Source organism: Aeromonas sp. 25-AL00135 (assembly GCF_054052385.1).
This window is the reverse complement of sequence record NZ_JBSTYQ010000015.1, coordinates 21951-48404: the sequence shown is the minus strand read 5'-3', so window position 1 is coordinate 48404 and position 26454 is coordinate 21951. Positions and strand designations below refer to the sequence as shown.

24 protein-coding genes are annotated in these 26454 nt (G+C 61.3%); 11 read left to right on the top strand and 13 right to left on the bottom strand.

Going from position 1 to position 26454, the window contains the following annotated elements:
- The first annotated feature begins 2 nt into the window (after positions 1–2).
- The 6 genes from ACW5XC_RS14730 to ACW5XC_RS14705 all read left to right on the top strand — a co-directional run bounded on the left by ACW5XC_RS14730 (position 3) and on the right by ACW5XC_RS14705 (position 6517).
- Positions 3–545, top strand: coding sequence for a cupin domain-containing protein (locus tag ACW5XC_RS14730; protein WP_005339643.1), 543 nt, complete (start codon positions 3–5; stop codon positions 543–545).
- Positions 546–669: 124 nt separating this feature from the next.
- A complete protein-coding gene (locus ACW5XC_RS14725) occupies positions 670–2166 on the top strand; it encodes an aldehyde dehydrogenase (RefSeq protein WP_042054867.1) in 1497 nt (498 codons plus the stop codon).
- A 126-nt stretch (positions 2167–2292) separates the two neighbouring features.
- Positions 2293–2463: a hypothetical protein gene (locus ACW5XC_RS14720; protein WP_005341999.1), complete on the top strand. Its 171-nt coding sequence runs from the start codon at positions 2293–2295 to the stop codon at positions 2461–2463.
- A gap of 125 nt (positions 2464–2588) precedes the next feature.
- Positions 2589–3485 (top strand): EamA family transporter RarD, encoded by an 897-nt coding sequence (rarD, locus tag ACW5XC_RS14715; RefSeq protein WP_042054869.1) that lies wholly within the window; start codon positions 2589–2591, stop codon positions 3483–3485.
- 180 nt (positions 3486–3665) lie between these two features.
- Positions 3666–5285 (top strand): methyl-accepting chemotaxis protein, encoded by a 1620-nt coding sequence (locus ACW5XC_RS14710; RefSeq protein ID WP_074042663.1) that lies wholly within the window; start codon positions 3666–3668, stop codon positions 5283–5285.
- A 122-nt stretch (positions 5286–5407) separates the two neighbouring features.
- A complete protein-coding gene (locus tag ACW5XC_RS14705; protein ID WP_178378373.1) occupies positions 5408–6517 on the top strand; it encodes a YeeE/YedE thiosulfate transporter family protein in 1110 nt (369 codons plus the stop codon).
- A 79-nt stretch (positions 6518–6596) separates the two neighbouring features.
- On the opposite strand, the gene ompA is transcribed toward ACW5XC_RS14705, so the two are convergent.
- The 6 genes from ompA to ilvG form a co-directional block, all read right to left on the bottom strand.
- The gene (gene ompA / locus ACW5XC_RS14700) at positions 6597–7691 is read right to left on the bottom strand and encodes a porin OmpA (RefSeq protein ID WP_042055328.1); all 1095 of its coding nucleotides are present in this window, start codon (positions 7689–7691) and stop codon (positions 6597–6599) included.
- A 301-nt stretch (positions 7692–7992) separates the two neighbouring features.
- Complete coding sequence (gene ilvA, locus ACW5XC_RS14695; protein ID WP_042055330.1) at positions 7993–9513, bottom strand: threonine ammonia-lyase, biosynthetic; 1521 nt, start codon at positions 9511–9513, stop codon at positions 7993–7995.
- A 3-nt stretch (positions 9514–9516) separates the two neighbouring features.
- Complete coding sequence (gene ilvD, locus ACW5XC_RS14690; RefSeq protein WP_042055333.1) at positions 9517–11358, bottom strand: dihydroxy-acid dehydratase; 1842 nt, start codon at positions 11356–11358, stop codon at positions 9517–9519.
- Positions 11359–11501: 143 nt separating this feature from the next.
- The gene (locus ACW5XC_RS14685; RefSeq protein ID WP_042055335.1) at positions 11502–12446 is read right to left on the bottom strand and encodes a branched-chain amino acid transaminase; all 945 of its coding nucleotides are present in this window, start codon (positions 12444–12446) and stop codon (positions 11502–11504) included.
- Between the two features lie 12 nt (positions 12447–12458).
- Positions 12459–12737, bottom strand: a complete 279-nt coding sequence (gene ilvM, locus ACW5XC_RS14680) for an acetolactate synthase 2 small subunit (protein ID WP_005342011.1) — start codon at positions 12735–12737, stop codon at positions 12459–12461.
- On the bottom strand, positions 12734–14380 hold the full coding sequence (gene ilvG / locus ACW5XC_RS14675; protein WP_042055337.1) for an acetolactate synthase 2 catalytic subunit: 1647 nt from the start codon (positions 14378–14380) through the stop codon (positions 12734–12736). The genes ilvM and ilvG overlap by 4 nt, the downstream gene beginning before the upstream one ends.
- 384 nt (positions 14381–14764) lie before the next feature.
- Here ilvG and ACW5XC_RS14670 point away from each other — a divergent pair, with 384 nt between their 5' ends.
- The 3 genes from ACW5XC_RS14670 to ACW5XC_RS14660 all read left to right on the top strand — a co-directional run bounded on the left by ACW5XC_RS14670 (position 14765) and on the right by ACW5XC_RS14660 (position 18277).
- Entirely contained in the window at positions 14765–16279 is a 1515-nt protein-coding gene (locus tag ACW5XC_RS14670) for a YifB family Mg chelatase-like AAA ATPase (RefSeq protein WP_042055339.1), read from the top strand.
- 126 nt (positions 16280–16405) lie between these two features.
- Positions 16406–17305 carry an acyltransferase gene (locus tag ACW5XC_RS14665; protein ID WP_042055342.1) on the top strand — a complete coding sequence of 300 codons (900 nt, stop codon included), beginning with the start codon at positions 16406–16408 and terminating at the stop codon, positions 17303–17305.
- Positions 17306–17311: 6 nt separating this feature from the next.
- Positions 17312–18277, top strand: coding sequence for an acyltransferase (locus tag ACW5XC_RS14660; RefSeq protein WP_042055344.1), 966 nt, complete (start codon positions 17312–17314; stop codon positions 18275–18277).
- On the opposite strand, the gene ACW5XC_RS14655 is transcribed toward ACW5XC_RS14660, so the two are convergent.
- Together ACW5XC_RS14655 and ACW5XC_RS14650 are read right to left on the bottom strand one after the other, a co-directional pair.
- Entirely contained in the window at positions 18202–18708 is a 507-nt protein-coding gene (locus tag ACW5XC_RS14655) for a DUF523 domain-containing protein (RefSeq protein WP_042055345.1), read from the bottom strand. The genes ACW5XC_RS14660 and ACW5XC_RS14655 overlap by 76 nt on opposite strands.
- Positions 18705–19355 carry an NUDIX hydrolase gene (locus ACW5XC_RS14650; protein ID WP_005339607.1) on the bottom strand — a complete coding sequence of 217 codons (651 nt, stop codon included), beginning with the start codon at positions 19353–19355 and terminating at the stop codon, positions 18705–18707. The genes ACW5XC_RS14655 and ACW5XC_RS14650 overlap by 4 nt, the downstream gene beginning before the upstream one ends.
- Positions 19356–19429: 74 nt before the next feature.
- Between ACW5XC_RS14650 and ACW5XC_RS14645 the strand changes: the two genes are divergently transcribed.
- Both ACW5XC_RS14645 and pncB read left to right on the top strand, forming a co-directional pair.
- Positions 19430–20065 carry a nicotinamidase gene (locus ACW5XC_RS14645; protein WP_042055347.1) on the top strand — a complete coding sequence of 212 codons (636 nt, stop codon included), beginning with the start codon at positions 19430–19432 and terminating at the stop codon, positions 20063–20065.
- 101 nt (positions 20066–20166) lie between these two features.
- Positions 20167–21345: a nicotinate phosphoribosyltransferase gene (gene pncB / locus ACW5XC_RS14640; protein ID WP_042055350.1), complete on the top strand. Its 1179-nt coding sequence runs from the start codon at positions 20167–20169 to the stop codon at positions 21343–21345.
- 73 nt (positions 21346–21418) lie between these two features.
- Here pncB and ACW5XC_RS14635 read toward each other — a convergent pair whose 3' ends face one another.
- From ACW5XC_RS14635 to ACW5XC_RS14615, 5 genes are all read right to left on the bottom strand, one after another.
- Positions 21419–22027 carry a thiol:disulfide interchange protein DsbA/DsbL gene (locus ACW5XC_RS14635; protein WP_005339604.1) on the bottom strand — a complete coding sequence of 203 codons (609 nt, stop codon included), beginning with the start codon at positions 22025–22027 and terminating at the stop codon, positions 21419–21421.
- 229 nt (positions 22028–22256) lie between these two features.
- The gene (locus tag ACW5XC_RS14630; protein WP_042055352.1) at positions 22257–23246 is read right to left on the bottom strand and encodes a serine/threonine protein kinase; all 990 of its coding nucleotides are present in this window, start codon (positions 23244–23246) and stop codon (positions 22257–22259) included.
- A 103-nt stretch (positions 23247–23349) separates the two neighbouring features.
- Positions 23350–24801, bottom strand: a complete 1452-nt coding sequence (ccoG, locus tag ACW5XC_RS14625; RefSeq protein WP_042055355.1) for a cytochrome c oxidase accessory protein CcoG — start codon at positions 24799–24801, stop codon at positions 23350–23352.
- A 156-nt stretch (positions 24802–24957) separates the two neighbouring features.
- Complete coding sequence (locus ACW5XC_RS14620; RefSeq protein ID WP_005339598.1) at positions 24958–25221, bottom strand: YihD family protein; 264 nt, start codon at positions 25219–25221, stop codon at positions 24958–24960.
- Positions 25222–25251: 30 nt separating this feature from the next.
- Positions 25252–26406: a GGDEF domain-containing protein gene (locus tag ACW5XC_RS14615; protein ID WP_005339596.1), complete on the bottom strand. Its 1155-nt coding sequence runs from the start codon at positions 26404–26406 to the stop codon at positions 25252–25254.
- Between the last annotated feature and the right edge of the window lie 48 nt (positions 26407–26454).

Here is a 26454-nt window from a genome sequence, read left to right as displayed (position 1 = left end):
AGATGGATATCGGTCACCGCCTCAAGGCGGTTCGCACCAAGGCGGCCCTCTCCCAGCGCGAGCTGGCCAAGCGCTCCGGTGTGACCAACGGATTTATCTCCCAGATCGAGAAAAATCAGGTGAGCCCCTCTGTCGCCTCCCTGCGCAAGGTGCTGGAAGGCATCCCCATGTCGCTGGCCAGCTTCTTCACTGAAGAGACCGAAATGGGCACCGAAGTGATCTTCCGCGCCGCCGATATGCCAGATCTCGGCACGCATCCCATCAGCTACCGGCTGGTTGGGCACAGCCGCGCCAACCGCGCCATCGGCATGTTGCAGGAGGTGCTGCCACCTGGCGCCGACACCGGCGACGACATGCTGAGCCACGAGGGTGAAGAGTGCGGCATCGTCATCAAGGGCGAAGTTGAAGTGACCGTGGGCGAGCAGATCTACCTGCTGGGCGCCGGGGATGGCTACTACTTCGACAGCCGCACCCCCCACCGTTTTCGCAATAGCGGCGAACAGGAGTGCGTGCTGATCTCGGCCAACACCCCCGCCAGTTTCTGACATTCAGACGCGCATCGGCAGGGGAGCAATGTTTAATGAATTGTTACAAGATGGATTTACAAGCGGCAGGATGTTTAGCATATTGATACGCGGAAACTGACTTTTGCCGGTTCAAGGAGTGAACATGAGTGACCTGACCCTGGCCCAGTGGCAACACAAGGCCGCCCATCTGACCCTGCCCTCGCAAGCCTTTATCAACGGCAGCTATCGGGATGCCGTCAATGGCGCCACCTTCGATTGCATCAACCCGGCCAATGGCAAGCTGCTGACCAAGGTGGCTGCCTGCGATGCCGCCGATGCCGAACTGGCGGTACAGGCTGCCCGTGACGCCTTCAACGACAAGCGTTGGAGCGGCCTGCCACCGAAACAGCGCAAACAGATCATGCAGCGCTTCGCCGAGCTGATGCGCCTCAACAAGGTGGAGCTGGCGCTGCTGGAGTCGCTGGATATGGGCAAACCCATCGGCGATGCCATGGGCTATGACGCCCCCGCCGCCGCCAACTGCATCGCCTGGAACGCCGAAGCGATCGACAAGATCTACGATCAGGTCGCCCCGGTGGAGGAGTCAGCACTGGCGCTGGTGACCCGCGAAGCGCTCGGGGTGGTTGCCGCCATAGTGCCATGGAACTTCCCGCTGGTGATGGCCTGCTGGAAGCTGGGCCCGGCGCTCGCTACCGGCAACTCGGTCATTCTCAAGCCTTCCGAAAAATCGCCCCTGACCGCCCTGCGTATCGCCGGTCTGGCCAAGGAGGCGGGTATTCCGGACGGCGTGTTCAACGTGCTGCCGGGCTTTGGTCATACCGTGGGCGAGGCGCTGGCCATGCATATGGATGTGGACTGCATCACCTTCACCGGCTCCACCAAGATCGGCAAACATCTGGTGGAGTGCTCCGGCAAGTCCAACCTCAAGCGCGCCTTTATGGAGTGCGGCGGCAAGAGCCCCAACATCATACTGGCGGATGCGCCGGATCTGGACGCCGCGGCCAAGAGCGCCGCTGGCGCCATCTTCTACAACCAGGGCGAGGTGTGCACCGCCGCCTCCCGCCTGCTGGTGCAAAACAGCATCAAACCGCAATTTATGGAGCGACTGCTGGCCCATGCCCGCGAGTGGATCTCGAGCAACCCGCTCGACCCTGCGACCCGTATCGGCGCCATGGTGGATCACATCCAGATGGAGCAGGTGCTGCGCTATATCGAGATTGGCAAGCAGGAGGGGGCCAAGCTGCTGCTGGGTGGCAACCGCACCAATATGGAGAGTGGCGGCTTCTATATCGAACCCACTATTTTCGACGACGTGACCCCGCAGATGCGCATCTTCCGCGAGGAGATCTTCGGCCCTGTGCTGGCGGTGACCGGCTTCGATACGCTGGAGGAGGCCATTGCGCTGGGCAATGACACCGACTACGGTCTGGCCGCGGCGATCTGGACGGCGGATCTCAACAAGGCGGTGAAAGGCTCCCGCGCCCTGCGCGCCGGTACCGTGTTCGTCAACAACTGGGACGGTGGTGACATGACCATGCCATTTGGCGGCTTCAAACAGTCCGGCAACGGTCGCGACAAGTCACTTCATGCGCTGGAGAAGTACACCGAGCTGAAAAGCACCTGGATTCAGCTGGAATAACACGACAAATCAGCACTATCGGATCAAAAAGGGGGAGAAATCCCCCTTTTGCATTTTTGGCCTTCCATCACCGGGCTCAATCCTTATAATGATAAAAAAGCCAACATGTTAAATATAAAGACAAAAATGCTATTTTTTCTGGGAAGCGTACTTTTTCTGGTGATCGGTTTGCCCCTGCTGTTCTTCGTGCTGGGGCACGGCGAGGCCTACGTGACCTGGGGCCCCTGGATCTCCGCCATCGCCCTGATGCTGTGGCTGTTGATGGATGTCGACAAGATCCGCCGTGGTAAAGGCTGACCGGCCAGCCACACTCCTCTTATCCCTCAAACTTCGTTTATTCGCTTCTTTCCCCGCAAAAGGATCGCTACACTGATTTTTTGCGATGTTTTCCCGCATCCAACGCTTCAGTAAAGGTCATCCGCATGCCGCAACAGCTCCAGCGTCAGGGCGTCATCTACGCCCTGTGCGCCTATACCCTTTGGGGCATAGCCCCCATCTATTTCAAGACCATCTCTGCCGTTCCGGCCGCCGAGATCCTGACCCACCGGATGATCTGGTCCTGCGTGCTGCTGATGGTACTCACCCTGGCAGGCCGTCAGTGGCACAAGGTGCAGGCGGTGCTGCGCCAGCCAAAAGTGTTGCTCACCCTGGCGTTTACCTCGGTTACCGTCGGCGGCAACTGGCTGCTGTTTATCTGGGCCATCAACAACGGTCACATGCTGGATGCCAGCCTCGGCTACTACATCAACCCGCTGTTCAACGTGCTGCTGGGGATGGTGTTTCTGAGCGAGAAGCTGCGCCGCCTGCAGTGGTGGGCGGTGGCGCTGGCCTTTGCCGGGGTGGCGATCCAGCTTATCGCCTTTGGCTCCTTGCCCTGGATTGCGCTGGTGCTGGCGTCGAGCTTTGCCATCTATGGGCTGGTGCGCAAAAAACTGGCCCTCGATGCCCTCACCGGTCTGCTGATCGAAACTATGATCATGCTGCCGCCAGCGGCCATCTATCTGTGGGGCTTTGCCGACAGCCCCACCAGCCATCTCACCCAGAACGATTGGCACCTCAACCTGCTGCTGATCGCCGCAGGCGCCGTCACCACGGCCCCCCTGCTCTGCTTCACTGCCGCCGCGACCCGGCTCAAGCTCTCCACCTTGGGCTTCTTCCAGTACATAGGCCCCAGCCTGATGTTTATCCTCGCAGTCACCCTCTATGGGGAAGCGCTGGCGATGGACAAACTGCTCACCTTTGCCTGCATCTGGAGCGCGCTAGTGCTGTTCAGTCTGGATGGGCTGCGCAGCGGCAAAGCCGCGCCAAGCCGGACCTGACACCGCCTCACCACCAGCGACCCCGGCTCATCAGCCGGGGTTCTTTTTCATGGCACCAGCGGCCTTCAGACTGAGACTTCCCCTTCTCCAGAGCCGACTGACCATCAACAGCCCACACCCGAGTCGCACCATCCCGCCAGAGAGCTATGCTATCCATGAACGGAGCCGAATGGAGGCAACATGCTCAAGCACATTCACGACAGATCCCTGCTTTTTGGTCAGGTTCTGGGGATCATGGTCATTATCACGCTGATCTCCATCAGCTTTTTCGGGCTTTACTCGGTCCGGAGCGCAGCCGATCAGATGGGACAGGGGAAGGATGTGGTAGCCGATATTCTGCCGCCGCCTCTCTACCTCATCGAATCCCAGTTGCAGGTCTACACCCTGCTCCATGCCAAACCGGAGGAGCGGGAGGCCCTGCTGCAAACCCTCGCCCGACTGCAGCAAGAGTTCGAGAGCCGTAACCGCTTCTGGCAAGAGAGCAGCCTGAACGAGCCCCTCAGGGAACTGCTGCTGGGGGAGCAAAAAGTGCAGGGGGAGCTGTTCTGGCAGTTGCTCAACGACAAGTTTGTCCCCGCCATCAAGGCTGGGGATCTGGCGCAGGCGGGCGCGCTTGCAGCACGCCTGCACACCCTCTATAACGCCCACCGGCTAGGGGTAGACGCCACCGTCATCCGCGGTAACGAGTATGCCGCCGAGCAAATGGCCCATCTCGCCAACACCACCCGACTCTGCTACGGCCTGCTGTTGTGCGCTGCAATGCTGGGGGCGGGGCTCATCTTCTGGCTGGGACGCCCCACCCAACAGCGGCTGCTGGCCGCAGGCAAAGCCACCGCCGCCATCGCCGAAGGGGAGTTGAACCGCCCCATGCCGGAGCCGGGCCTCGATGCCATCGGCGAGCTGATCCGCCAGATCGGGGCCATGCGTGACCAACTGGCAACCCTGGTGGAGTCCCTGCAACGCAGCGCCAGTACGCTGGATGATCGCGCCACCAGCCTGACCGCCATGGCACAACGGCACACCGATGACAGTCAGGCTCAGGTCGGGGCAGCCCACCATATCGAACAGGCCATCGAACAGCTCACCCACTCCATTGAACAGGCGGGTAGCCAGCTGCATCAGGTGGGGGAGCAAACCCCGCAGTCAGCAGAGCGGGCACAAGAGGCGACACTCGCCATCCACACGGTGGAACAGGTGATCGGGGAGCAAGTCACGGGAGTGAAGCAGGTCTCCCATACCATTTCGGATCTGGCTGGCCTCTCGCAGCAGATTGCCGGGCTGGCGGGCGCCATTCACGATATTGCGGAGCAGACCAATCTGCTGGCGCTGAACGCCGCCATTGAAGCGGCGCGGGCAGGTGAACAGGGACGCGGTTTTGCCGTGGTGGCGGATGAAGTACGCTCGCTGGCGACCCGCACCGGCAGCGCCACCACCGAGATCAACACCATCATCGGCAAGATCCAGGATGTCAGCCTGCGCGCCGCCAGCGAGATGGATACCGAGCTGGCCCGGGTCGAACAGGCGGTCACTCACACGATGACAGCGCGCCAGAGCGTCGCCCGGATCGCGCAGAGCTGCGAGGAGATCAATCAGCGCATCGCTCAGGTCGATCAGTTGATGAGCGATGAGACCCGGCTGGTGCAGGGGATCCACCATCAGGTCGGGGAGATGTCGCGGTTGGCGGCCGAGGCCAACCAGAGCGCCAGTCAGGCCGCCGAAGAGGCGACCATGGTCGCCCAGCACGCCCGCATCCTGACCAGGCAGACTCACCACTTCCATCTCGACACCACCCGCCATTGATCCCCGGCGCTGACGGGAGTCAGCGCTCCTCTTTTTCTCTGCACTGGTTAAATGGGTAGCATTAGACTCCATGAGGGAATAGGATCCGCCCCTCTGAAAACCAACTGCAAGGAACAACTGACATGACTCGAAAATGGTCGCTCCCCATCGTGGTAATCGCGGGGGGAGCGTTACTCTGGCTTGGCAACACCTTTGGTATGAAATGGGCTCTGATGGCCCTGATCGGATTCGGCTTCGGCTTCACCCTCTCCTTCAGTCGCTTCGGCATCGTATTCGGTTGGCGCGAAATGCTGACCAAACGCAACAGCTACTACGTGCGGGTTCACCTGCTCACCATCGCCATCGAAATTCTGCTGTTCACCACCTTCCTCTCCTTTAGCCACGCCCTCTTTGGCGATGCCATGGTGGGTAACGTGATGGCTATCGGCATTCCTTTCATCGTCGGTGCCTTCCTGTTCGGCATCGGCATGCAGCTGGCAGGCGTCTGCGCCACCGGCACTCTTTACTGCTGCGGCGAGGGGCAACCCCGCTTCTGGCTGGTGCTGATCTGCTACGGCATCGGCACCCTTATCAGCAACCAGTTCCGCCCCGAACTGGAGGCTACCTTCTCCAGCCATGTGGTGCTGGCCAAGGATTTGACCGGCAATATCTGGAGCGGCATGCTGCTCAACCTGGCGCTGGTCGCCGCGCTGTTCCTGCTGTTTCGCAACAGCGAACTCAAGCGCACCGGCGAGCTCAAGCCCCTCTTCAGCGGCAGCAATCTGTTCTGGCGCGATGGCCGCTTCACCGTGCTGACCGGCGGCATCATCATAGCTCTGCTCAACTCGTCCGTGGTCGCTCTGCACGGCTCGGCCTGGACCATCACCGGCGCCGTCTATGACATGGCGCTGCGCGGTGCCTCCCTGTTTGGCCTGTTCGAGGGCAACCCCAAGCTGGCCCAGCCACTCTTTATCAACCCCATGGTCGGCATGTTCTGGCTCGGTATTCTGGGGGCCATGCTGGCGCGCAGCCTGAGCGGTGGCGGCAACTTCGCCCCGATGCGGCTCGGCAACAGTCTGGCCTCCATCATCGGCGGCCTGTTGATGGGGATGGGCGCCATGTACGCCGCCTGCAACCTCGGCGGCTTCTTCGATGGCACCGCCTCTGGCAGCCTGCACGGCTGGGTCTGGATGTTGATGGCCCTCGCTGGCAGCCTCATCGGCATTCGCCTGCGGCCGCTGTTCGGGCTCTGAGGCTCAACATCGTAAACACCCCATAAGAAACGGGAGGCCAAGCCTCCCGTTTTTACATTTATTGCTCCCGTCGCTCTGCTTATTGAACAGGCTGGGAAACCCCTTCCAGATGGATTTCCACTCGGCGATCCGGTGCCAGACAGGCGATCAGCTCCTGCTTGGAGCGACTGGCACAGCTGTTGCCAGTGACCGGATTGGCCTTGCCACGTCCTTCGACCCGTACCTTGTCGGCATACAAGCCTTTGGATACCAGATAGCTGGCCACGCTCTGGGCCCGCTTCTCGGAGAGGGCCAGGTTGTAGTTGTCGGAACCGATGCGGTCGGTATAACCGATGACAGTTGCGACGCCATCTTTCGGATTGGCCGCCACAATCTGGCTGAACAAGGCATCAAGCGCCTGATTGGCAGCCGGCTTCAGGGTCGCCTTGTTGAACTCGAACAGCACATCGGAACTCAGACTGAAGGTCTTGGGCTCCACCACGGCTACAGGTGCCGGTTCGGCTGCCGGAGCGGGAGCCGGTGCTACGACCTCGCCACCTTGCTGACCGAAGCGATAGAGCATCCCGAACGAAATCAGGCCGTTATCCATCTCGATACCGGAGCGATCGAGAGAGGCATCTCCCAGAGGCGTGGTGTACTGGTACTCCAGACGGGCAGCCCAGTCACGATCGATGGCGTATTCGGCACCCAGCGCACCAACGAAGGCGGCGCCATGCTTTTTGCCGGTCTCGCTGGTATTGGCGAAGCTGATCTCGCTATCCGTCCAGGCATAAGCACCGCCCAGTCGGCCATAAAGATCGAGCACGTTCGTTGCCGGGAAGCTGATCTTCATGGTGGCCTGAATCATCTGGCTCTTGGCTTCGGTCTTTAGGGTATTGGCGCCAGTGCCCGAAGTGGTGTCGTATTTGCCAAGCCAGTCATAACCCAGCTCGAAACCCAGGTTGGGGTTGAGCTGGTAACCGGCGAACAGGCCCAGACCCAGATCATCCGTGTTCTCGCTGGTATTACCCAACGTCTGGGCAATCGACTCGGCATACTGGTTGTGGTCAACGCCATAGTAATTGGACCAACCGGCCTTGCCACCGACATACCAGGTATTGTCCTGAGCGGCGGCCTGCACGGCTCCGGCCGCCAGCAAACCACTGACCAATACGGCAAGCATGGATTTATTCATATTTTCGCCTCTGCAATAAGTCATTATGGGCGCCTGAGTGCGCACTTTCCCTGTGTGAAGCCGTCAGGCGGCCTCTCCGCTATTCAGGGTATCCCATCCGAACGCAGCCTCAAATGACCAAGCCATCAGGAGTGTGAGCTTGCCAGCAATATCCGGCGTAAAAATCACCTGTGTACCTATTCACACTGTTTTGCCAGTTAAACCATGACGTTGCGTCGTACGGAGTGGACCTATCCACACGCAGCAATAGAAAAGGGAGGCATAACGCCTCCCTCCCGGTGAGTTGTTGCAGCCCCCTTGCTCAACTGGCTAGGAACAGCCGGTAGGCGGGGTCGTCGCTCACCTCTTTCCAGCCGTAGCCAATCTCGCGCAGGTAGTCGTGGAAGGCGGCCACGTCCTCGTCCGGCAGCTCGAAGGCGCAGAGCACCCGACCGTAGTCAGCACCGTGGTTACGGTAGTGGAACAGGCTGATGTTCCAGCGACAGCCCAGGGTCTCGAGGAAACGCATCAGGGCGCCCGGCTGCTCCGGGAACTTGAAGCTGTAGAGCCGTTCACCGAGGGGCCGGGCCGGGCGGCCGCCAATCATGTAACGCACGTGGTTCTTGGCCAGCTCGCTCTCGGTCATGTTGACCACCGGATAGCCGTTGCCGCCGAGCTGATCGATGATCTGCCCGAGCTCTTCGTCACCACCGGTGAGGCGCACCGAGACGAACAGCGACGCCTGCTCGGCATCGGCGTAACGATAGTTGAACTCGGTCACCATGCGCGGCCCGAGCTGACGGCAGAAGTCGAGGAAGGCCCCTTTGCGCTCGGGGATGGTCACCGCCAGCATGCCCTCGCGCTTCTCGCCAATCTCGCAGCGCTCCGACACGTAGCGCAGGCTGTGGAAGTTGACGTTGGCGCCGGACAGAATGGCTGCCATCCGGCCACCCCTGACCTGCTCCCGCTCGCTGTAGGCTTTGAGGCCAGCCAGCGACAGGGCCCCCGACGGCTCGGCGATGGCGCGGCAGTCATCGAAGATATCTTTCAGCGCGGCACAGATCTGGTCGTTGGAGACGGTCACTACCTCGTCCAGATACTGGTTGCAGAGGCGGAAGGTCTCCTCGCCGATGCGCTTGACCGCTACCCCGTCCGCAAACAGCGAGACCCGCTCCAGATTGACCGGCTCGCCAGCCGCCAGCGCGGCCTTAAGGCAGGCGGAGCCCTCCGCCTCCACCCCGATCACCTTCACATCCGGCAGCAGCTGTTTGATATAGACCGCCACCCCGGCGGCCAGCCCGCCGCCGCCCACCGGCACGAACACGTGGGTGAGATGGGTATCCTGCTCCAGCAGCTCCTTGCCGATGGTGCCCTGCCCGGCGATCACCTCGACATCGTCAAATGGCGGGATCAGGGTGTAGCCCTCAAGCTCGGCGAGGCGGCGGCTCTCGCCGTAGGCCTCATCGAAGCTGTTGCCAAACAGCATGACGTTGCCGCCCTGACGGCGTACCGCGTCGATCTTGATGTCCGGCGTGGTCTTGGGCATCACGATGATCGCCTTGATACCGAGCTTGGCGGCCGACAGGGCGACCCCCTGCGCGTGGTTGCCAGCAGAAGCGGCGATGACGCCGCGCGCCTTCTGCTCCTCGGTCAGGGTAGCGATCTTGTGGTAGGCACCGCGCAGCTTGAAGGAGTGGACCGGTTGCAGATCCTCCCGCTTCAGGCTGACATGGTTGCCGAGCCGCTCGGAAAGTTTCTTCAGGGTTTGCAGGGGGGTCACCCGCGCCGCCTCATAGACGGGGGAGAGCAACACCTTGCGTAGATAATCCGCCGCAGAGACCATGATTTATTCCCCCAGCATCGAGCGATCGCGCACCGCGCCTTTATCGGCGCTGGTGGCGAACATGGCATAGGCGCGCAGGGCAAAGGAGACCTGACGCTGACGATCGAGCGGCTTCCAGCCACGAGCCTCGACGGCGACACGGCGGGCAGCCAGCACGCTGTCGGCCACCTCCAGCACCATGCTGCGGGCCGGGATATTGATGCTGATGATGTCGCCATCCTCCACCAGACCTATGGTGCCGCCGGAAGCGGCCTCCGGCGAGACGTGGCCGATGGAGAGACCCGAGGTGCCGCCGGAGAAGCGGCCATCAGTGATCAGGGCACACGCCTTGCCGAGTCCCATGGATTTCAGATAGGTGGTGGGATAGAGCATCTCCTGCATGCCTGGGCCCCCTTTCGGCCCTTCGTAGCGGATCACCACAACCTCGCCCGCTTTCACGGTGCCGTCGAGGATGCCGCTCACCGCGCTCTCCTGACTCTCGAACACCCGGGCCGGACCACGGAAGGTGAGGTTCTCCTCATCCACCCCGGCGGTCTTTACGATGGCGCCGTTGACCGCGAGGTTGCCGGAAAGCACGGCAAGGCCGCCCTCCTGGCTGTAGGCGTTATCCAGCGAGCGGATGCAGCCTTCGGCTCTGTCCAGATCCAGCTCTGGCCAGCGACAATCCTGACTGAACGCCTTGGTGGTGCGGATACCGGCAGGGCCGGCACGGTAGAAGTCCACCACCTCCTGACTCGGCTGGCGGCTGACGTCATATTCATTGAGCTGTTCGACGAGGGAGCACCCCAGCACGGTGCGAGTATCCCCATGCACCAGACCCGCTTTCTCCAGCTGGCCCAGAATGGCGACCACGCCACCGGCACGGTGCACGTCTTCCATATGGTACTTCTGGGTGGAGGGCGCCACCTTGCAGAGCTGCGGCACCTTGCGCGACATGCGGTCGATATCGGCCATGGTGAAGTCGACGCCCGCCTCCTGCGCCGCCGCCAGCAGGTGCAGCACGGTATTGGTGGATCCGCCCATGGCGATGTCCAGCGCCATGGCGTTCTCGAACGCCGCCTTGGTGGCGATATTGCGCGGCAGTGCCGAGGCATCGTCCTGCTCATACCAGCGCTTGGCCAAAGTCACGATGCGCTGGCCCGCCAGCTTGAACAGCTGCTCGCGATCGGCGTGGGTTGCCAGCAGGGAGCCGTTGCCCGGCTGGGAGAGACCCAGCGCCTCGGTCAGACAGTTCATGGAGTTGGCGGTAAACATGCCGGAACAGGAGCCGCAGGTGGGGCAGGCACTGCGCTCCACCTGTTCGCTCTGGGCGTCCGATACCTTGGGATCGGCGCCCTGGATCATGGCGTCCACCAGATCCAGCTTGATGATCTGGTCGGAGAGCTTGGTCTTGCCCGCTTCCATCGGGCCGCCGGAGACGAAGATCACCGGGATATTGATGCGCAGGGCCGCCATCAGCATCCCCGGGGTGATCTTGTCGCAGTTGGAGATGCAGACCATGGCGTCGGCACAGTGGGCGTTAACCATGTACTCCACCGAATCGGCGATCAGCTCGCGCGATGGCAGGGAGTAGAGCATGCCGCCGTGGCCCATGGCGATGCCGTCATCCACAGCGATGGTGTTGAACTCCTTGGCCACCCCGCCGGCAGCTTCAATCTCGCGCGCCACCAGCTGGCCCAGATCCTTGAGGTGGACGTGACCCGGCACGAACTGGGTGAAGGAGTTGACCACGGCGATGATGGGTTTGCCGAAATCCTGATCGGTCATTCCGGTGGCACGCCACAGGGCGCGGGCCCCGGCCATGTTACGTCCGTGGGTGGTGGTGGCGGATCTCAACTTCGGCATATCTCTACTCCCTGAATGCCCATATGGGCTCGATGCGTTATGCAGTGATGATACGAGTGGATCGGAATCGATCCTGGTGAAGACTCCTCTGGGAAGCGCTCACCGGAAGCGACTCGGGGAGGCATGACGCCTCCCCTCTCTCATCAGTCGTTGACTGGGGTCAGCCAGCCCCACTTGTCTTCGGTCTTGCCATTGAACAGGCCGAAGAAGGCGTTCTGCAGCCGCTCGGTCACCGGGCCACGGCTGCCAGCACCCACCTTCATCCGATCAACGGAGCGCACCGGGGTCACTTCGGCGGCGGTGCCGGTCATAAAGATCTCGTCTGCAACATAGAGCGCCTCGCGGGGCAGCGCCTGCTCGCGTACCTCGTAACCCAAGTCACGCGCGAGCGTCATGATGGTGTCACGGGTAATGCCGGGCAGGATGGCGGCGGTAGCAGGCGGGGTGAACAGCACGCCATTCTTCACCAGAAACAGGTTCTCCCCCGCCCCTTCGCTCAGGTAGCCGTTCACATCCAGCGCCAGCCCCTCGGCGAAGCCGTTGCGCTTGGCCTCGCGGCTGATCAGCTGGGAGGACAAATAGTTGCCGCCCGCCTTGGCGCCGGTGGGAATGGTGTTGGGTGCTAGCCGGTTCCATGAGGTGACGCACACATCCACCCCGTTTTTCAGCCCCTCTTCGCCGAGATAGGCGCCCCATGGCAGAGCAGCCACCATCAGGTCGGCCTTGGCATCCAGCGGCGGATGCAGCCCCAGCCCCACGTTGCCGACAAAGGCCAGCGGGCGCAGGTAGCCGCTCTTCAGGCCGTTCTCGCGCACCACGGTGCGGCAGGCTTCATTCACTTCGGACTCGCTGTAGGGGACGTCCATCCAGTAGATCTTGGCGGAATCGAACAGGCGGCGGGTGTGCTCCTGCAAGCGGAAAATGCAGGTGCCCTTGGGGGTGTCGTAGGCACGTACACCCTCGAACACCGAGGAGCCATAGTGCAGGGCGTGACTCATCACGTGCACCTGGGCATCCTGCCAGGGCACCAGTTTGCCGTTGAACCAGATGTATTGGGGGTGAGTGGCGGATTGGGAAGGCTGCGACATTGGCTTGGCTCCTTAAGCTCTGATCCGGGGTTGCTGTTCCAGTGCATCGACCCGGGAAACGTCCACCAGCTTCACCAGCTGGCTCCACAACTGCTGGATGGGACGCACCGACTCGACAGTAACCGTGATCCGCAGCTGTTGGCAATCCTGCTCCATGTTGAGGGCGCAGAGATTGAAGCCGCGGTGACGCACCACCCGCAGCACCCGCTCCATCACTTCCGGTCTGGGCTGGGCGTGGATATGCAGGGTGTGTTGTGCAAATGCTGGCTGGGCAAGGGTGTGCGGGTTCATGGGCGTTGCTCCATCATCTGGTGGTTGGCGACTCCTGGCGGAACCAGGGGCCAGACGTTTTCTTCCTCTGAAATAGCCACATGCAGCAGGTAGGCACTCTCGCTTGCCAGCAGGCGATCGAGGGCTCCGGCTATCTGCTCCTTGCATGTGATGGTCTCGCCGGGGATGCCGAAAGCAGCAGCCAGGGCGACGAAATCGGGGTTGTCGGAGAGGATGGTCTCGCTGTAGCGGCCGTCGAAGAACAGCTCCTGCCACTGGCGCACCATGCCGAGGCGCTGGTTATCCAGCAGCACCATCTTCACCTTGAGCTGGGCGCGGCGGATGGTGCCAAGCTCCTGCACATTCATCATGAAAGAGCCGTCACCGCTCACCAGCACCACTTCATCCTCCGGGCGCGACATCTTGGCGCCGATGGCGGCCGGCAGACCAAAGCCCATGGTGCCGAGGCCGGCGCTGGAGAGGTGGTTGCGCGGGCTGGTGAAGCGCATGTGCTGGGCTACCCACATCTGGTGCTGACCCACATCGCAGGCCACCACGCTGGTATCAGGCAGCCTGGCGGAGAGCTGTTTGAGCAGGGCCGGGGCATAGATGGCCTGACCCGGATGGTCGTAGCGAAACGCATATTCGCGGGCCATGGCGGCGCAGTGTTCACGCCAGGGGGCGATGTCGAGAGTCATGGCGAGGCGCGGCAGCACCTGTTTGAGATCCGTGGTGATACCCACCTCGGCAGCGCGGCGCTTGCCGAACTCGGCGGCGTCCACATCGAGATGGATCACCTTGGCCTCGGGGGCGAACTCTTCCAGCTTGCCGGTCACCCTGTCGTCGAAACGGGCGCCCACCACCAGCAGCAAATCGCACTGCTGCACCGCGTAGTTGGCCGCCTTGGTGCCGTGCATGCCGAGCATGCCGAGGTAAACGGGGCTATCGGGGTCGAGCGCGCCAATCCCCTTGAGGGTGGTGACCGCTGGCATGCCGGTGGCGGCGGCAAAGTCACGCAGCTGCTGCTCGGCATTGGCCATGCCCACTCCGCCACCGACGTAAAGCACCGGACGCTCGGCGGCAGCCAGCAGGGTGCGGGCTGCGGTCAGCTCCGAGGGGTTGAGCACCTCCGGCTCTTCCACTGCAAACAGCGGGCTCTGGGCAGACACCGCGGCCAGTTGCACATCCTTGGGGAGATCGATCAGCACAGGGCCGGGGCGCCCTTCGGTGGCGATAGCGAACGCTTCTGCCAGCACCCGCCCCAGATCGGCGGCATCAGTCACTATGAAGGAGTGCTTGGTGCAGGAGAGGGACATGCCGAGCACGTCGACCTCCTGAAACGCATCGGTACCGATGGCGGAACAGGGCACCTGACCGCTGATGGCCACCAACGGCACCGAGTCGAGCAGCGCCTCCGCCAGACCAGTCACCAGATTGGTGGCGCCGGGGCCGGAGGTGGCGATGCAGACCCCCACCTGACCGGAGGCGCGGGCGTAGCCCACCGCCGCCATGGCGGCGCCCTGCTCGTGGCGACAGAGCTGATGGGCCAGACCACCGTCATACAGGGCATCGTAGACCGGCATGATGGCCCCGCCTGGGTAACCAAACACCTGGGTCACACCCTGTTTCTTGAGAGCCTGTACCAAAAACTGCGCGCCGTTCATGTGGAAAATCCTGTCCTTTGGTCGAAAAAAAACCCCCGAGCTGTGAGGCTCGGGGGTCGCTTGTTTCGTTCTGTCCGGTGGTGGGTCTATCCCTTGTTCCGTGCAGCTAAACGAGCCCCGAGCGGTGAGATAATAATCACCACTAGGACCACAATAATGCTGACGAAACGGGAGGCCATGTTCATAGTTACAACCGGAAATCCTGTGAAATTGGGGCGGTTTCTACCGCGAATGGCTATTAGAACTAGCACGGTGATTTTTATTGGGCAAGCCTTTTTTCTGTGACAACCCACTGATTTTGGCTATTCCCCAGCCGGAACTCTGGAATAAAAAACTAACAACAAGCAGTTAGTCAGAACATATATCAACTCAAGGACGGGATTTATGTCATTAGCTGTGGTTTATAGCCGTGCCAGCCTCGGGATCGCGGCCCCGCAAGTTACAGTGGAAGTTCACCTCTCCAACGGCCTGCCCGCCTTCAACATGGTCGGCCTGCCGGAAACCTCGGTGAAAGAGTCTCGGGATCGGGTGCGCAGCGCCCTGCTCAACGGCAATTTCGAGTTCCCGAGCAAACACATCACAGTCAATCTGGCCCCCGCCGATCTGCCCAAGGAGGGGGGCCGTTTCGATCTGGCCATCGCCATCGGTATTCTTGCCGCTTCCAAGCAGATACCGGCAAAATATCTGCTCGATCACGAGTTTTTAGGGGAATTGGCCCTGACCGGAGAGATCCGCCCTGTGCTCGGGGTGCTGCCCGCCGTGCTCGCCTGCCGGGATGCGGGGCGCACCCTGCTGGTACCGCGGGAAAACGGCCCGGAAGCTTCCCTCATTCAGGATGCCGAGGTGCGCACCGCCCATCAGCTGCTGGCCGTCACCGCCTGGCTGGCGGGCCAGTACGAACTGCCGCTGCCGGATCCCCAAAACGCGGAGAGCCTGCCCGATGTACCGGATCTGCAGGATGTGATCGGTCAGTCTCAGGCCAAGCGGGCGCTGGAGATCGCCGCCGCCGGCAGCCACAACCTGCTGTTCATCGGCCCGCCCGGCACCGGCAAGAGCATGCTGGCGAGCCGTCTGCCCGGCATTCTGCCGCCGCTGAGCGAGCAGGAGGCGCAGCAGACCGCCGCCATCCACTCCATCGGGGGCCTCACTCCGCGCGCCGGCCACTGGCACCACAGACCATACCGCACGCCGCACCACAGCGCCTCGGCGGTGGCGCTGGTGGGCGGTGGCAGCCACCCGCGGCCCGGCGAAATATCGCTGGCCCACAACGGAGTGCTGTTTCTGGATGAATTGCCCGAGTTCGAGCGCAAGGTGCTCGACTCCCTGCGCGAGCCGCTGGAAACCGGCCACATCACCATCAGCCGGGCCGCCCGTCAGGTGGATTTCCCCGCCCGCTTCCAGTTGGTCGGCGCCATGAATCCCAGCCCCTGCGGCCATTATGGCGATGGCCAGACCCGCTCCAGCCCGGATCAGATCCTGCGCTACCTCGGCAAGCTCTCCGGCCCCTTTCTCGACCGCTTCGACCTGACGGTGGAGGTGCCGCTGCTGCCCAAGGGGAGCCTCACCGGCAAGGCGGAGCGGGGGGAGTCGAGCCAGCAGATCCGCGAGCGGGTACTGGCGGCGCGAGAGCGCATGCTGAGTCGTAACGGCAAGCTCAACAACCTGCTGGATAGCCGTGAGATAGAGGATATTTGCCGCTTATCACCACAAGATGCCGAATTTTTGGAGAACGCCATCCAGAAGCTGGGGCTCAGCATCCGGGCCTGGCATCGCATCCTGCGGGTGTCACGCACCATCGCCGATCTGGCCGGGCAACCCGCCATCGGCAAGGAGCATCTTATCGAGGCGCTCGGTTATCGCGCCATGGACAGGCTGCTGTCGCGATTGCGCAGCAGCTGACAGAAGGGAAAGGGTAAGTCCAACCCCGTAACGGCTCTGAATGGTCTCACGGGCAATCGGCTGATATTATGGCCACAGATCTGACCACTTGATGGCCCTTTATCGACAGCAAGACGGACCCGACTCATGCCCAACAAGCTGACAGAGCGACTGCGCGGCAGCCTCTCCACCCTGCTCTATTTTTTCAACACCCTCTTCTGGTTTGTCCCCATCTTCTCGCTGGGTCTGCTCAAGCTCCTGCTCCCCCTCAAGGGGTGGCGCACCCTCTGCAACTGGCTGCTCGATGGCTGTGCCAGCTGCTGGATCGGTTTCAACAATCTGATCCAGAAAACCATCATCAAAACCCCTTTCGAGGTGGTCGGAGTGGACAAAGGGCACCGGAATGAGTGGTATATGGTGATTGCCAACCATCAATCCTGGGTCGACATACTGGTACTGCAGCGGGTTTTTAACCAAAAAATCCCCTTCCTGAAGTTTTTCCTCAAGAAAGAGCTGATTTGGGTACCTTTTCTCGGTCTGGCATGGTGGGCGCTCGACTTCCCCTTCATGCGGCGATATTCCAGGAAATTTCTGGAAAAGCATCCCCATCTGAAGGGAAAAGATATAGAGACAACCCGTAAAGCCTGTGCCAGGTTCCGCCACATTCCGGTGAGTGTGATGAACTTCGTCGAAGGCACCCGCTTCACCAAGGGCAAACATCAGAAGCAGGGTTCGCCCTATCGTCACCTGCTCCACCCGAAAGCAGGCGGCATCGCCTTTACCCTGGCAGCCATGGGTGACCAGTTGCATCAACTGGTGGATGTCACCATCGCCTATCCGGACGGCATTCCCAGCTACTGGGACTTCATGTGTGGCCGGGTCGGGCAAATCAAGGTTCAGGTCCGCTATTTGCCGATCGACCGCAAGCTGGTGGGGGATTACTTCAATGACCCCGAGTTCCAACAAGAGTTTCAACAGTGGTTGAACGGGATCTGGCACGAAAAGGACCAGACCCTGAGCCAACTGCTGGCAACCAAGGCGCAGTAAACATTCATGCTATCCCTGCTTCCCGGCCCGCTGGTGCTGATCATCAGTGCGGGCCTGACCATCCTTTTCACCGCCTTGTGCGCCAGTCTGATCCTGCTGGTGTCGCTGGCCAAACTGCTGCTGCCGATCCCGGCCTTTAGCCGCGCCTGCAGCCGCCTCAACAACCGCTTCATGCGCCTGTGGCTGGCCTGCAATGCGCTGGTAATCCGCCTCACCACCCGTATTGACTGGCAGGTGGAGGACAATACCAAGCTGCGCAAGGATGGCTGGTATCTCATCATCAGCAACCATATGAGCTGGACCGACATAGTGGTGCTCGGCCACCTGTTCCGGGATCGGCTGCCGGTGCCCAAGTTCTTTATGAAGCACGAGCTGATCTACATCCCGCTGCTGGGGCTCGCCTGCTGGGGGCTCGATATGCCCTTTATGCGCCGCTATTCGCGAGAATTTCTGTTAAGAAATCCCCATCTGCGCGGCAAAGATATAGAAACCACCCGCAACGCCTGCGAGAAGTTTCGCCACATCCCCACTACCGTCATCAACTTCGTGGAAGGGACCCGCTTCACCGAGCAGAAACGGGACGCATCACGCTCCCGCTATCGTCACCTGATGCCCCCCAAGGCGGCAGGATTGGCCTTCACGCTGGCAGCCATGGGCGAACAGTTCGACAGCCTGATCAACGTCACCATCCGCTATCCGGACAACGCCGAGACCCCGTTCAAGGACTTCCTGATGGGACGGGTAAAACGCATTCAGGTGCGGATTGAGGAGCTGCCGGTGAATGAACAACTGATAGGAGATTACTTCAACGACAAGCAGTTCAAACGCGGTTTTCAGGAGTGGCTAAACCAGCGCTGGCAGGAGAAAGACGAGGTGCTGGAGGGGTGGCAGAGCGGTCAGTCACCGCTGCCAGTTGCCGCCAAATCCGGGAATGAATCCAAAGAGAGCGCAGAAGCCAACTCGGCCAACTGATCTTCGGAAAAGACAGCAATCCCGTGGCGGCGCAGCAGGGCGGTGGTCTTGCCCTCGCCCGCCACAGAAACACCTTCGAAGCGGCCGTTATAGATACGGCCGCTGCCACACGAGGGGCTCCCCTCTTTCAGCAGGGCGAAGCGAATGCCCTGCGTCTGACAGATTTCCAGCGCCAGCTCGGCGCCGCGATCAAACTCGTCAGTCACATCCAGTCCGCTCGCCGTCACTACGCGCTCGCCCTGCCGCTCGGCAGGAAGGCGCGGGGTCGGCAGACCGCCCGCCACTTCGGGGCAGAAGGCCAGCGCCCGTCCTTCGGCTCCCAGCGCACTCAGCCAGTCGCTGACGATTCCCTTGCTCTGACCGTCGTAACGCACCGGCTGACCCAGCAAGCAGGCACTCACCAGCACCTTGTGCACGCCGGTCTCACTCATGCTTCCGCTCCATGCATCACCTGATCGAACATCACGCAGCAGGGGCTCTCCAGCCGATAGAGAATGGCGGGGCGCTGTTTGCCGGTGCGTTTGCGGCCGGTATCTACCAGAATGTCGGCGCGATGGATCCGCTTGCGAAATGCCGCCGTATTCATGGGTGTTTGCAGGATGATTTCGAAGGCGCGCTGCACCTCGGAGAGAGTGAACTCGGGCCCCAGCAGTTGCAGCGGCAGGGTGCTGTAGCGGCTCTTGATCCGCAGCCGCTCCAGCCCCTTGGCGATAAGCTGGACATGGTCGAAGGCGAGGCTCAGCCCCGGCAGGTTGGCGAGTGGATGCCAGCAGCCGTGGATCGCTTCCACTTCCGGATCCACAAGGCAGAGATAGACCAGGGTCGTGGACCAGCCGCGGGGATCCCGTTCCAGATTGCCGAGGGTGCAGACCTGCTCGCTGTAGCAGTGACCGAGCCCCCACTCCGCCAAAAGACGGCGCTGGGCGGCATCCAGATCCCGATCCCGGGTCTCGTCGATGCGCAGCGCCGGCAGTTGCCAGCAGTGGGCAAAGGGGGGGCGATCGCGGGTCTCGAGCAGCAGCTCGAGCCGCTCCTCATGCAACCGCAGCACCACCATATCCAGACTCATTCTCAGCATGCCGATCGCCCTGCTCGCCTTCCATTAATGTTTGGTAGATAATATCACACGAATAGTATGTGCAGGAGCCAATCATGGGAACCGTCGCCAGCCTGGATATTGATGCGCAGAAGGGCTTTACCCCCCTCTGCCCGAACGAACTGCCCGTCGCGGGCGGTGATGATATTGTGGCTGCGCTCAACGCTCAGGCCACCCTCGCCACGCTGCGGATCGGCAGCAAAGACTCTCACCCTGCCAATGCCGACTGGGCCGTCTCTGACCCCGCAGGCATGCTGTTGCCGCTGGATCTGCCCAACGCAGACCTCACCTGGCCGGTGCACTGCGTACCGGGTAGCAAAGGCTTCGAGCTGCTCGACGGCCTGCCCGCACCCATCGACTATGACTTCTTCGTCTGGAAGGGGGTCGAGCCTGATCTGCATCCCTACGGCACCTGCTTCCACGACCTGGCCGAACGGCGCAGCACCGGACTCATCGAATTCCTGCAAGCCCGCAAGGTCGATACCGTGCTGGTCGGCGGCCTCGCAACCGACTACTGTGTCAAAACCAGCGTGCTGCAACTTCGCCGCGCCGGTTTCCGGGTGATCGTCCATCTCGATGCCTGCCGTGGCATCGCCCCCGAGACGGTTGCCAGCGCCCACACCCAGATGATCGAAGCTGGCGCCGAACTGGCCCAGACCCTGATCGATGTACAACGCCTGCTGGACGCCTGATATGCCACCAATTCTTACCAGCCTGCTCGACACCGACGCCTGCACGTTACATATGCGGCAGGGGAGCTCCATCGTGCTCACCAGTCTGCGAGGAGCCTGATATGCCCCCAATCCTCACCAGCCTGCTCGACACCGACGCCTACAAGCTGCATATGCAGCAGGCGGTGTTCCATCGCTATCCGGATGCCGAGGTGGTGGCCGAGTTTCACAGCCGCAATGAAGAGGATCTGCTGCCCATGATGGGGCAGATCGAGGAGCAACTGCGCCTCGCCGGCTCCCTGCGACTGACCAAGCCAGAGCTCGATTTTCTGGCCGAACGCCCCTTCTTCACCCCTGACTATCTCGACCACCTGCGCCGCAAGCCGCTCGATGCCTCCCTGCTCAAGGTGTTCGAGCAGGATGGCCGCATCAATGTGCGGGTCGAGGGGCCCTGGCAGGATGTGATCCTGTGGGAGATCCCGGTGCTCGCCATCATCAGCGAGATGCGCAACCGCTTCCGCTACCCCCAGTTCGGCGTCAGCCATGCGCTGGATCGGCTCGATCAGAAGATCGACAAGCTGGAGAAGGAGCTGAGCCGCGACGAGATGAGCGAGTTCAACCTCATCGACTTCGGCACCCGCCGCCGCTTCTCCCATGCGGTACAGGATGCGGTAGTGGGTCGCCTCAAGGAGCGGCTGCCGGCGTTTCGCGGCACCAGCAACTACATGCTGGCCCAGAAGTACAAGCTGCCCGCGGTCGGCACCCAGGCCCATGAGTGGTTCCAGGCGCACCAGCAGCTCGGCTTCCCGCTGGAGCACAGCCAGCGTGCCGCCCTCATCAGCTGGCTGGACGAGTTCACTGACCATCTGGGGATTGCCCTGACCGACTGCATCACCATGGATGCCTTCCTGCGGGACTTCGACTTCGAGCTGGCCAGCAGCTATCAGGGCTTGCGCCACGACTCCGGCGATCCCGTGGTGTGGGGCGAGAAGGCGATCAGCCACTATCAGCGCCTTGGCATCGACCCCACCGACAAGACCCTGGTCTTCTCCGACGGGCTCAACCTCGACAAGGCGGTGCAGCTGTTCCGCCACTTCCGTGGCCGCATCAACACCAGTTTCGGCATCGGCACCAAGCTCACCTGCGATCTGCCCGGTGTCAACCCGATGAACATCGTCTTCAAGCTGATCGAGTGCAATGGCGGCCCGGTTGCCAAGATCTCCGACAGCCCGGGCAAGACCCTCTGCCGGGATGCGGAGTTTATCCGCAACCTCAAACAGGCGTTCCACGTCGGGGTCTGATCTTCCCGACAATCAGAAAACAAAAAGCCCGCCGGTTCACACCGGCGGGCTTTTTTAATCGACTCAAGGGGTATCAGTCTTTCTTGGCCAGCAGGAACTGCACCAGCTTGTTGAACTGCTCTTGAGAGGTGATGGATTCAATCTTCACCATGTACTTGCCGTTCACCAGGAAGGCCGGTACACCGCGAATGTTGTAGCTCTCGGTGTTGCGATCGAACTGGGAGACCATGCCGGAGACGGCGAAGCTGTCGACGGCACCGTCGAACTCTTCAGCCGGAACGCCGTTGTCCACGAAGATCTTCTTCACATCGTCACGGCTCATCGGCGGCTGACGTTGGGTGTGGATCTTGGTGAAGATGGCCGGAGTCAGCTTGGCTTCGGCATTGAGCAGGCTGGCAACAGCGTAGGCACGCTGCATCTCGGGGCCCATTTCGCGGCCGAGAAAGGCAACCGGGTTCTTCTTGAGGGGCACACCCTCTGGCAACCCGGCCTTCAACTGTTCAACGATCGGTTCGAAGGTAGCGCAGTGCGGGCAGTAGTAGGAGAAGAACTCCATCACTTCCGGCTGGGCACTGCCAGTCTGTTTGACCACATCGTAGTTGACGCCTTCCTTGAACTCGGGGGCGGCGTGAACCATGGGGATCATCAGCATGGCAGCAAGGAAAAATAGAACTTTTTTCATGATGTTTCCTGTTAAGGGATCACTGTGAGGCACGCCCGGCGAACCGAAGCAGTGCCAAGCCTATTGTTTCGCCATGCTGACGTCAATGGTCAGGGCCGGAGATCGAGTCCCCCTTGCCGCGCAAGAGCCCTTCTATTTCACCAGTTTGGCATCAGGGTCAACGGTGGCGCCTTGAGCGCCTCCGGCTAATCGTGCCAAAGGTGGGGCTATCTGCTGGCCGCCGGATAAGTTACCACCCCGGCATCAGGGTCAACGGCTGTGCCTTCAGCGTTTCCAGCTGATCGTGCAGGGTCGCAATCTGTTGACGCCAGTAGTGATCGGTATTGAACCAGGGGAAGTGACGGGGGAAGGCGGGATCTTCCCAGCGCCGTGCCAGCCACGCCATGTAGTGGACGATGCGCATCGCCCGCAGCGGCTCGATCAGCGCCAGCTCCCGCGAGTCGAACTCCATAAACTCCTCGTAGCCCGCCAGCAGGGTATCGAGCTGGATCTGCTGCTCGTGGCGCTCGCCGCTCAGCATCATCCAGAGATCCTGAATCGCGGGGCCGGTGCGGCAATCATCGAGGTCGACAAACATGGGACCGTCACGCCAGAGGATGTTGCCCGGGTGGCAGTCGCCATGCAGGGAGATCTGCGCCACATCCAGGGTCATAGCGTCGCTGACATGCTTGATCAGCTCATCGAGCACCCCGAAGAATTGCTTCGCCAGCCCGCTTGGCAGCCATTCGCCAGACGCCAGCAGCTGACGCGGTTCGTGCAGCATGCTCTCCACATCGAGCCGTACCCGATGGTGGAACGGCTTGCTGGCGCCGATCTGATGAATGCGACCGAGGAAACGCCCCACCCACTCAAGCTGGTCGAGATTATCAACTTCGAACTGGCGGCCACCGACGCTCTGCCAGATGGCAAAGGGGTAGCCCTCGTGCTCCAGCAGGGTCTCGCCCTCGAAGGCGAGCGGTGCGGCGACCGGGATCTCAGCCTCGGCGAGACGGGTGGCAAACTCGTGCTCCTCGAGGATCTGGGCCCTGCTCCAGCGGCCGGGACGGTAGAACTTCACCACATAGCGGCGACGATCCTCATCCTGAAACTGGTAGACCCGGTTTTCGTAGCTGTTGAGCTCGATAAGGCCGGAGTCGAGCCGCAGGCCACTGAGATCGAGCGCATCCATGATGAGGTCGGGATTGAGGTCGGAATAGTTGAAACGCATGTCATCCACCATAAGAAAGGGGCGCCGTTGCGCCCCATTCTATCACTACTGACCGGCATTGCCGTGCTCGCTGGTGACCGGACTGGTGTCACGCCCGGCCCGCAGCCACACGCAGTTACAACCGGCTGATAAACTTGCTGCCCTGGCGCAGGTTGCCCTTGCTGTCATCGGGCGCAGCCCCCTCCCGTTTCAGCACAAACTGGATATCCAGCGCCGGCCGTTTCAGGTTGTAGGGATCGACCGCCAGACTGACCGGCAGGGTGTAGATCTCGCCCGCCTTCAGGGTCACTTCACGGGGGCCGAACCACTGATACTCGGGCAAGCCCTCCACATCCAGCTGGTAGGTCTGGGACTGCTGGGTCTTGTTGAGGATCTTGAGGGTGTAGGTGTTCTCGATAAGCCCCTCGCTGTTTTCGCGGAACAGCTGGTTGCGATCCCGCAGGATATCGAGCCCCATCGGCATGATGGACATGGCGTTGTAGACAAATACCCCCAGCATCACCGCCATCACCAGCCCGTAGCCAATCAGCTTGGGCCGTGCCACATGAGTGGAGTCGTTGGCCAGCTTGTGCTCTGTGGTGTAGCTGATGAGCCCTTTCGGGTAGCCCATCCGCTCCATGGTCTGGTCGCAGGCATCGACGCAGGCACCGCAGTTGATGCACTCGTACTGCAGGCCATCGCGGATGTCGATACCGGTCGGGCAGACCTGCACGCAGAGATCGCAGTCGATACAGTCACCCAATCCCATCGCCTTGGGATCCGCCTTGCGGGAGCGGGCGCCACGGGTCTCGCCACGCTTGGTGTCATAGCCGACGATGAAGGTGTCCTTGTCGAACATGGCGGACTGGAAGCGGGCATAGGGGCACATGTGGATACACATGATGGCACGCATCCAGCCAGCGTTGCCGTAGGTAATGATGGTGAAGAAGATCACCCAGAACAGCACCCATCCGCTGGCCTGCAGGGTGAAGAGGTCCGGCACCAGTTCAGTTACATCCTGGAAGTAGGCGACGAAGGTCAGGCCGGTCACCAGCGAGATCGCCAGCCAGGCCAGATGCTTGGCCCCCTTGCGAGCCAGCTTCTCGCCGCTCCAGGGCGCCTCGTCCAGCTTGCGCCGCTTGTTGGCGGGCCCTTCCAGCTTCTCTTCAAACCAGATGAACATGAAGGTCCAGACCGTCTGCGGGCAGAGATAGCCACACCAGACCCGACCGAGGAAGGTGGTAATAAAGAAGAGTCCGAAGGCGGCGATCATGAAGAGCCAGGCGAGCAGGGTCAGATCCTGCGGCCAGATGGTGGCGCCAAAGATATGGAACTGCTGGTGACCGAGGTCGAACAGCACCGCCTGTCGCCCGTCGTAACGCAGCCAGGGCAGCAGCACGAACAGCGCCACAAAGAACCAGCCCATGGCCTTGCGCATCCGCTGCCAATACCCTTTCTGGGCCCGCACATAGATGCGGTTGCCCGGGTTGAATCTGTCGTCGCTGGCTTTGAACGTATTGGGGTTGAAGGTCCCGGTTACGCCCTTGTCGGTGACGTCCTTGATATCGATTTTATCGTGGTCGGCCATTGCAAGACATCGCTCCCTTATTTGTTATGGAGCGGATTATATCTTAAACAGCATGCTAATTGTGTGGATTAGATGTATCTAACATTGGGGGTTGGATCGCAATTTTCGGCAACAAAAAAGCGCATCACCACGAGGTGATGCGCTTCCGCTAAAGATTCACTTGATTCCGCGAGCCTTGAGCAGTGCCTCTTTAAAATCGGGCACATGATCCTTGGCCAGACCGGGGATCATCGCCTGCTTGTCGGATTCCCGCATCTTGAGGTGATAGATCAGCATGTCGTCGGTCAGCTCGGACAGAGGACCTTCAAATCCCGCTTCTTGGGCCAGTTTGGCAACAAACTGCACCAGGCTGAGATCCTGTTCCTTGATCCAGGCAGGCTGCAACAACTCCAGCAGCTCTTCGATACGATGACATTGCATAGACAACCTCTTTAATCTGTCACGTTAAATTCAGGCAACCTTACCCATCAAGGCTACTTCGATTCGATCCCGCCCATTATGCTTGGCCTGATAGAGTGCCGCATCCGCTTTTTGGATCAAATCGGCGATTTTCATGCTGTTGTCCGGTATCAGTGTCGCAACACCAAAACTACATGTGACCCGACCGGAGACCAGTGACTTCTGGTGCGGGATGGCCAGCTCCTTGAGCGCCTGCCGCACATTGTCCGCCACCTGCAATGCCCCCTGCATGCCGGTGCAGGGCAGCAGCAAGGCAAACTCTTCGCCGCCATAACGGGCCGCCAGATCGTCCTCGCGCCGCTCCACCTCGGCCAGCAGCCCCGCCACCTGTTGCAGGCAGTCATCCCCCAGCTGATGGCCGTAGAGATCGTTGAACTGCTTGAAGTAATCCACATCCACCAGCACCAGCGACAACGGCGCCCGGGCGCGGTGACAGCGCCGCCAGGCCCGCTCCAGAGAGTCGTCGAGATGGGCGCGGTTGGCGATGCCGGTCAGGCCGTCGAGGCGGGAGGTGAGACGCAAATGCTCGGAGACCGCCTTCAGCTCGGCCACCAGCTCGGCGTTGGAGAAACGGTGGTGGAGCGAGGCGATCTGATCCCGCCGCATCCGGCGCAACAGGGTCGGCAGAAAGACAAACAGATAGCCCGCCAGCATGCAGGAGACGATCCGCTCCTGCTCGTTGCCATTGCCCAGCTCGAACAGCATCGCCATGCCCAGCGGCAGGGCGGAACCATAGAGGGTACGGCGGCTGCCAAACAGCATGATGGCGCTGCCGGTAAGAATGAGGCTGGAGAGCATCATCATGGCGGCCCGATAGGTATCGGGCAGCTTGTCCATGTAGAGCAACACCCCGAGAGCCCAGATGATGGAGGTGATGGTGGCTCCGATAAAGAGCTCCCGCTCCAGCACCGGCAACGGAGTCTGGTGCAGGCGGGCTCGGCGCCAGCGCAAGTGCCAGCCCCGACCCAGCAGCCACAGGAAAGTGCCTGCCAGCCAACCGAGCGCTTCGATGGCGGGTAGATAGTCGTGAAACAGCAGACTCCAGCCAAATGCCAACACGCCCAAACAGGGGAGACTGAACGATGCATGGGTATAGAGCTGGGCCATAATGGCCTGCTTAACCTGGCGTGTCACACTCTGGGTCAACTGAGTACTCCTGTACAAGAGCCGAGCAGTCTACCATTACCCCCTGAC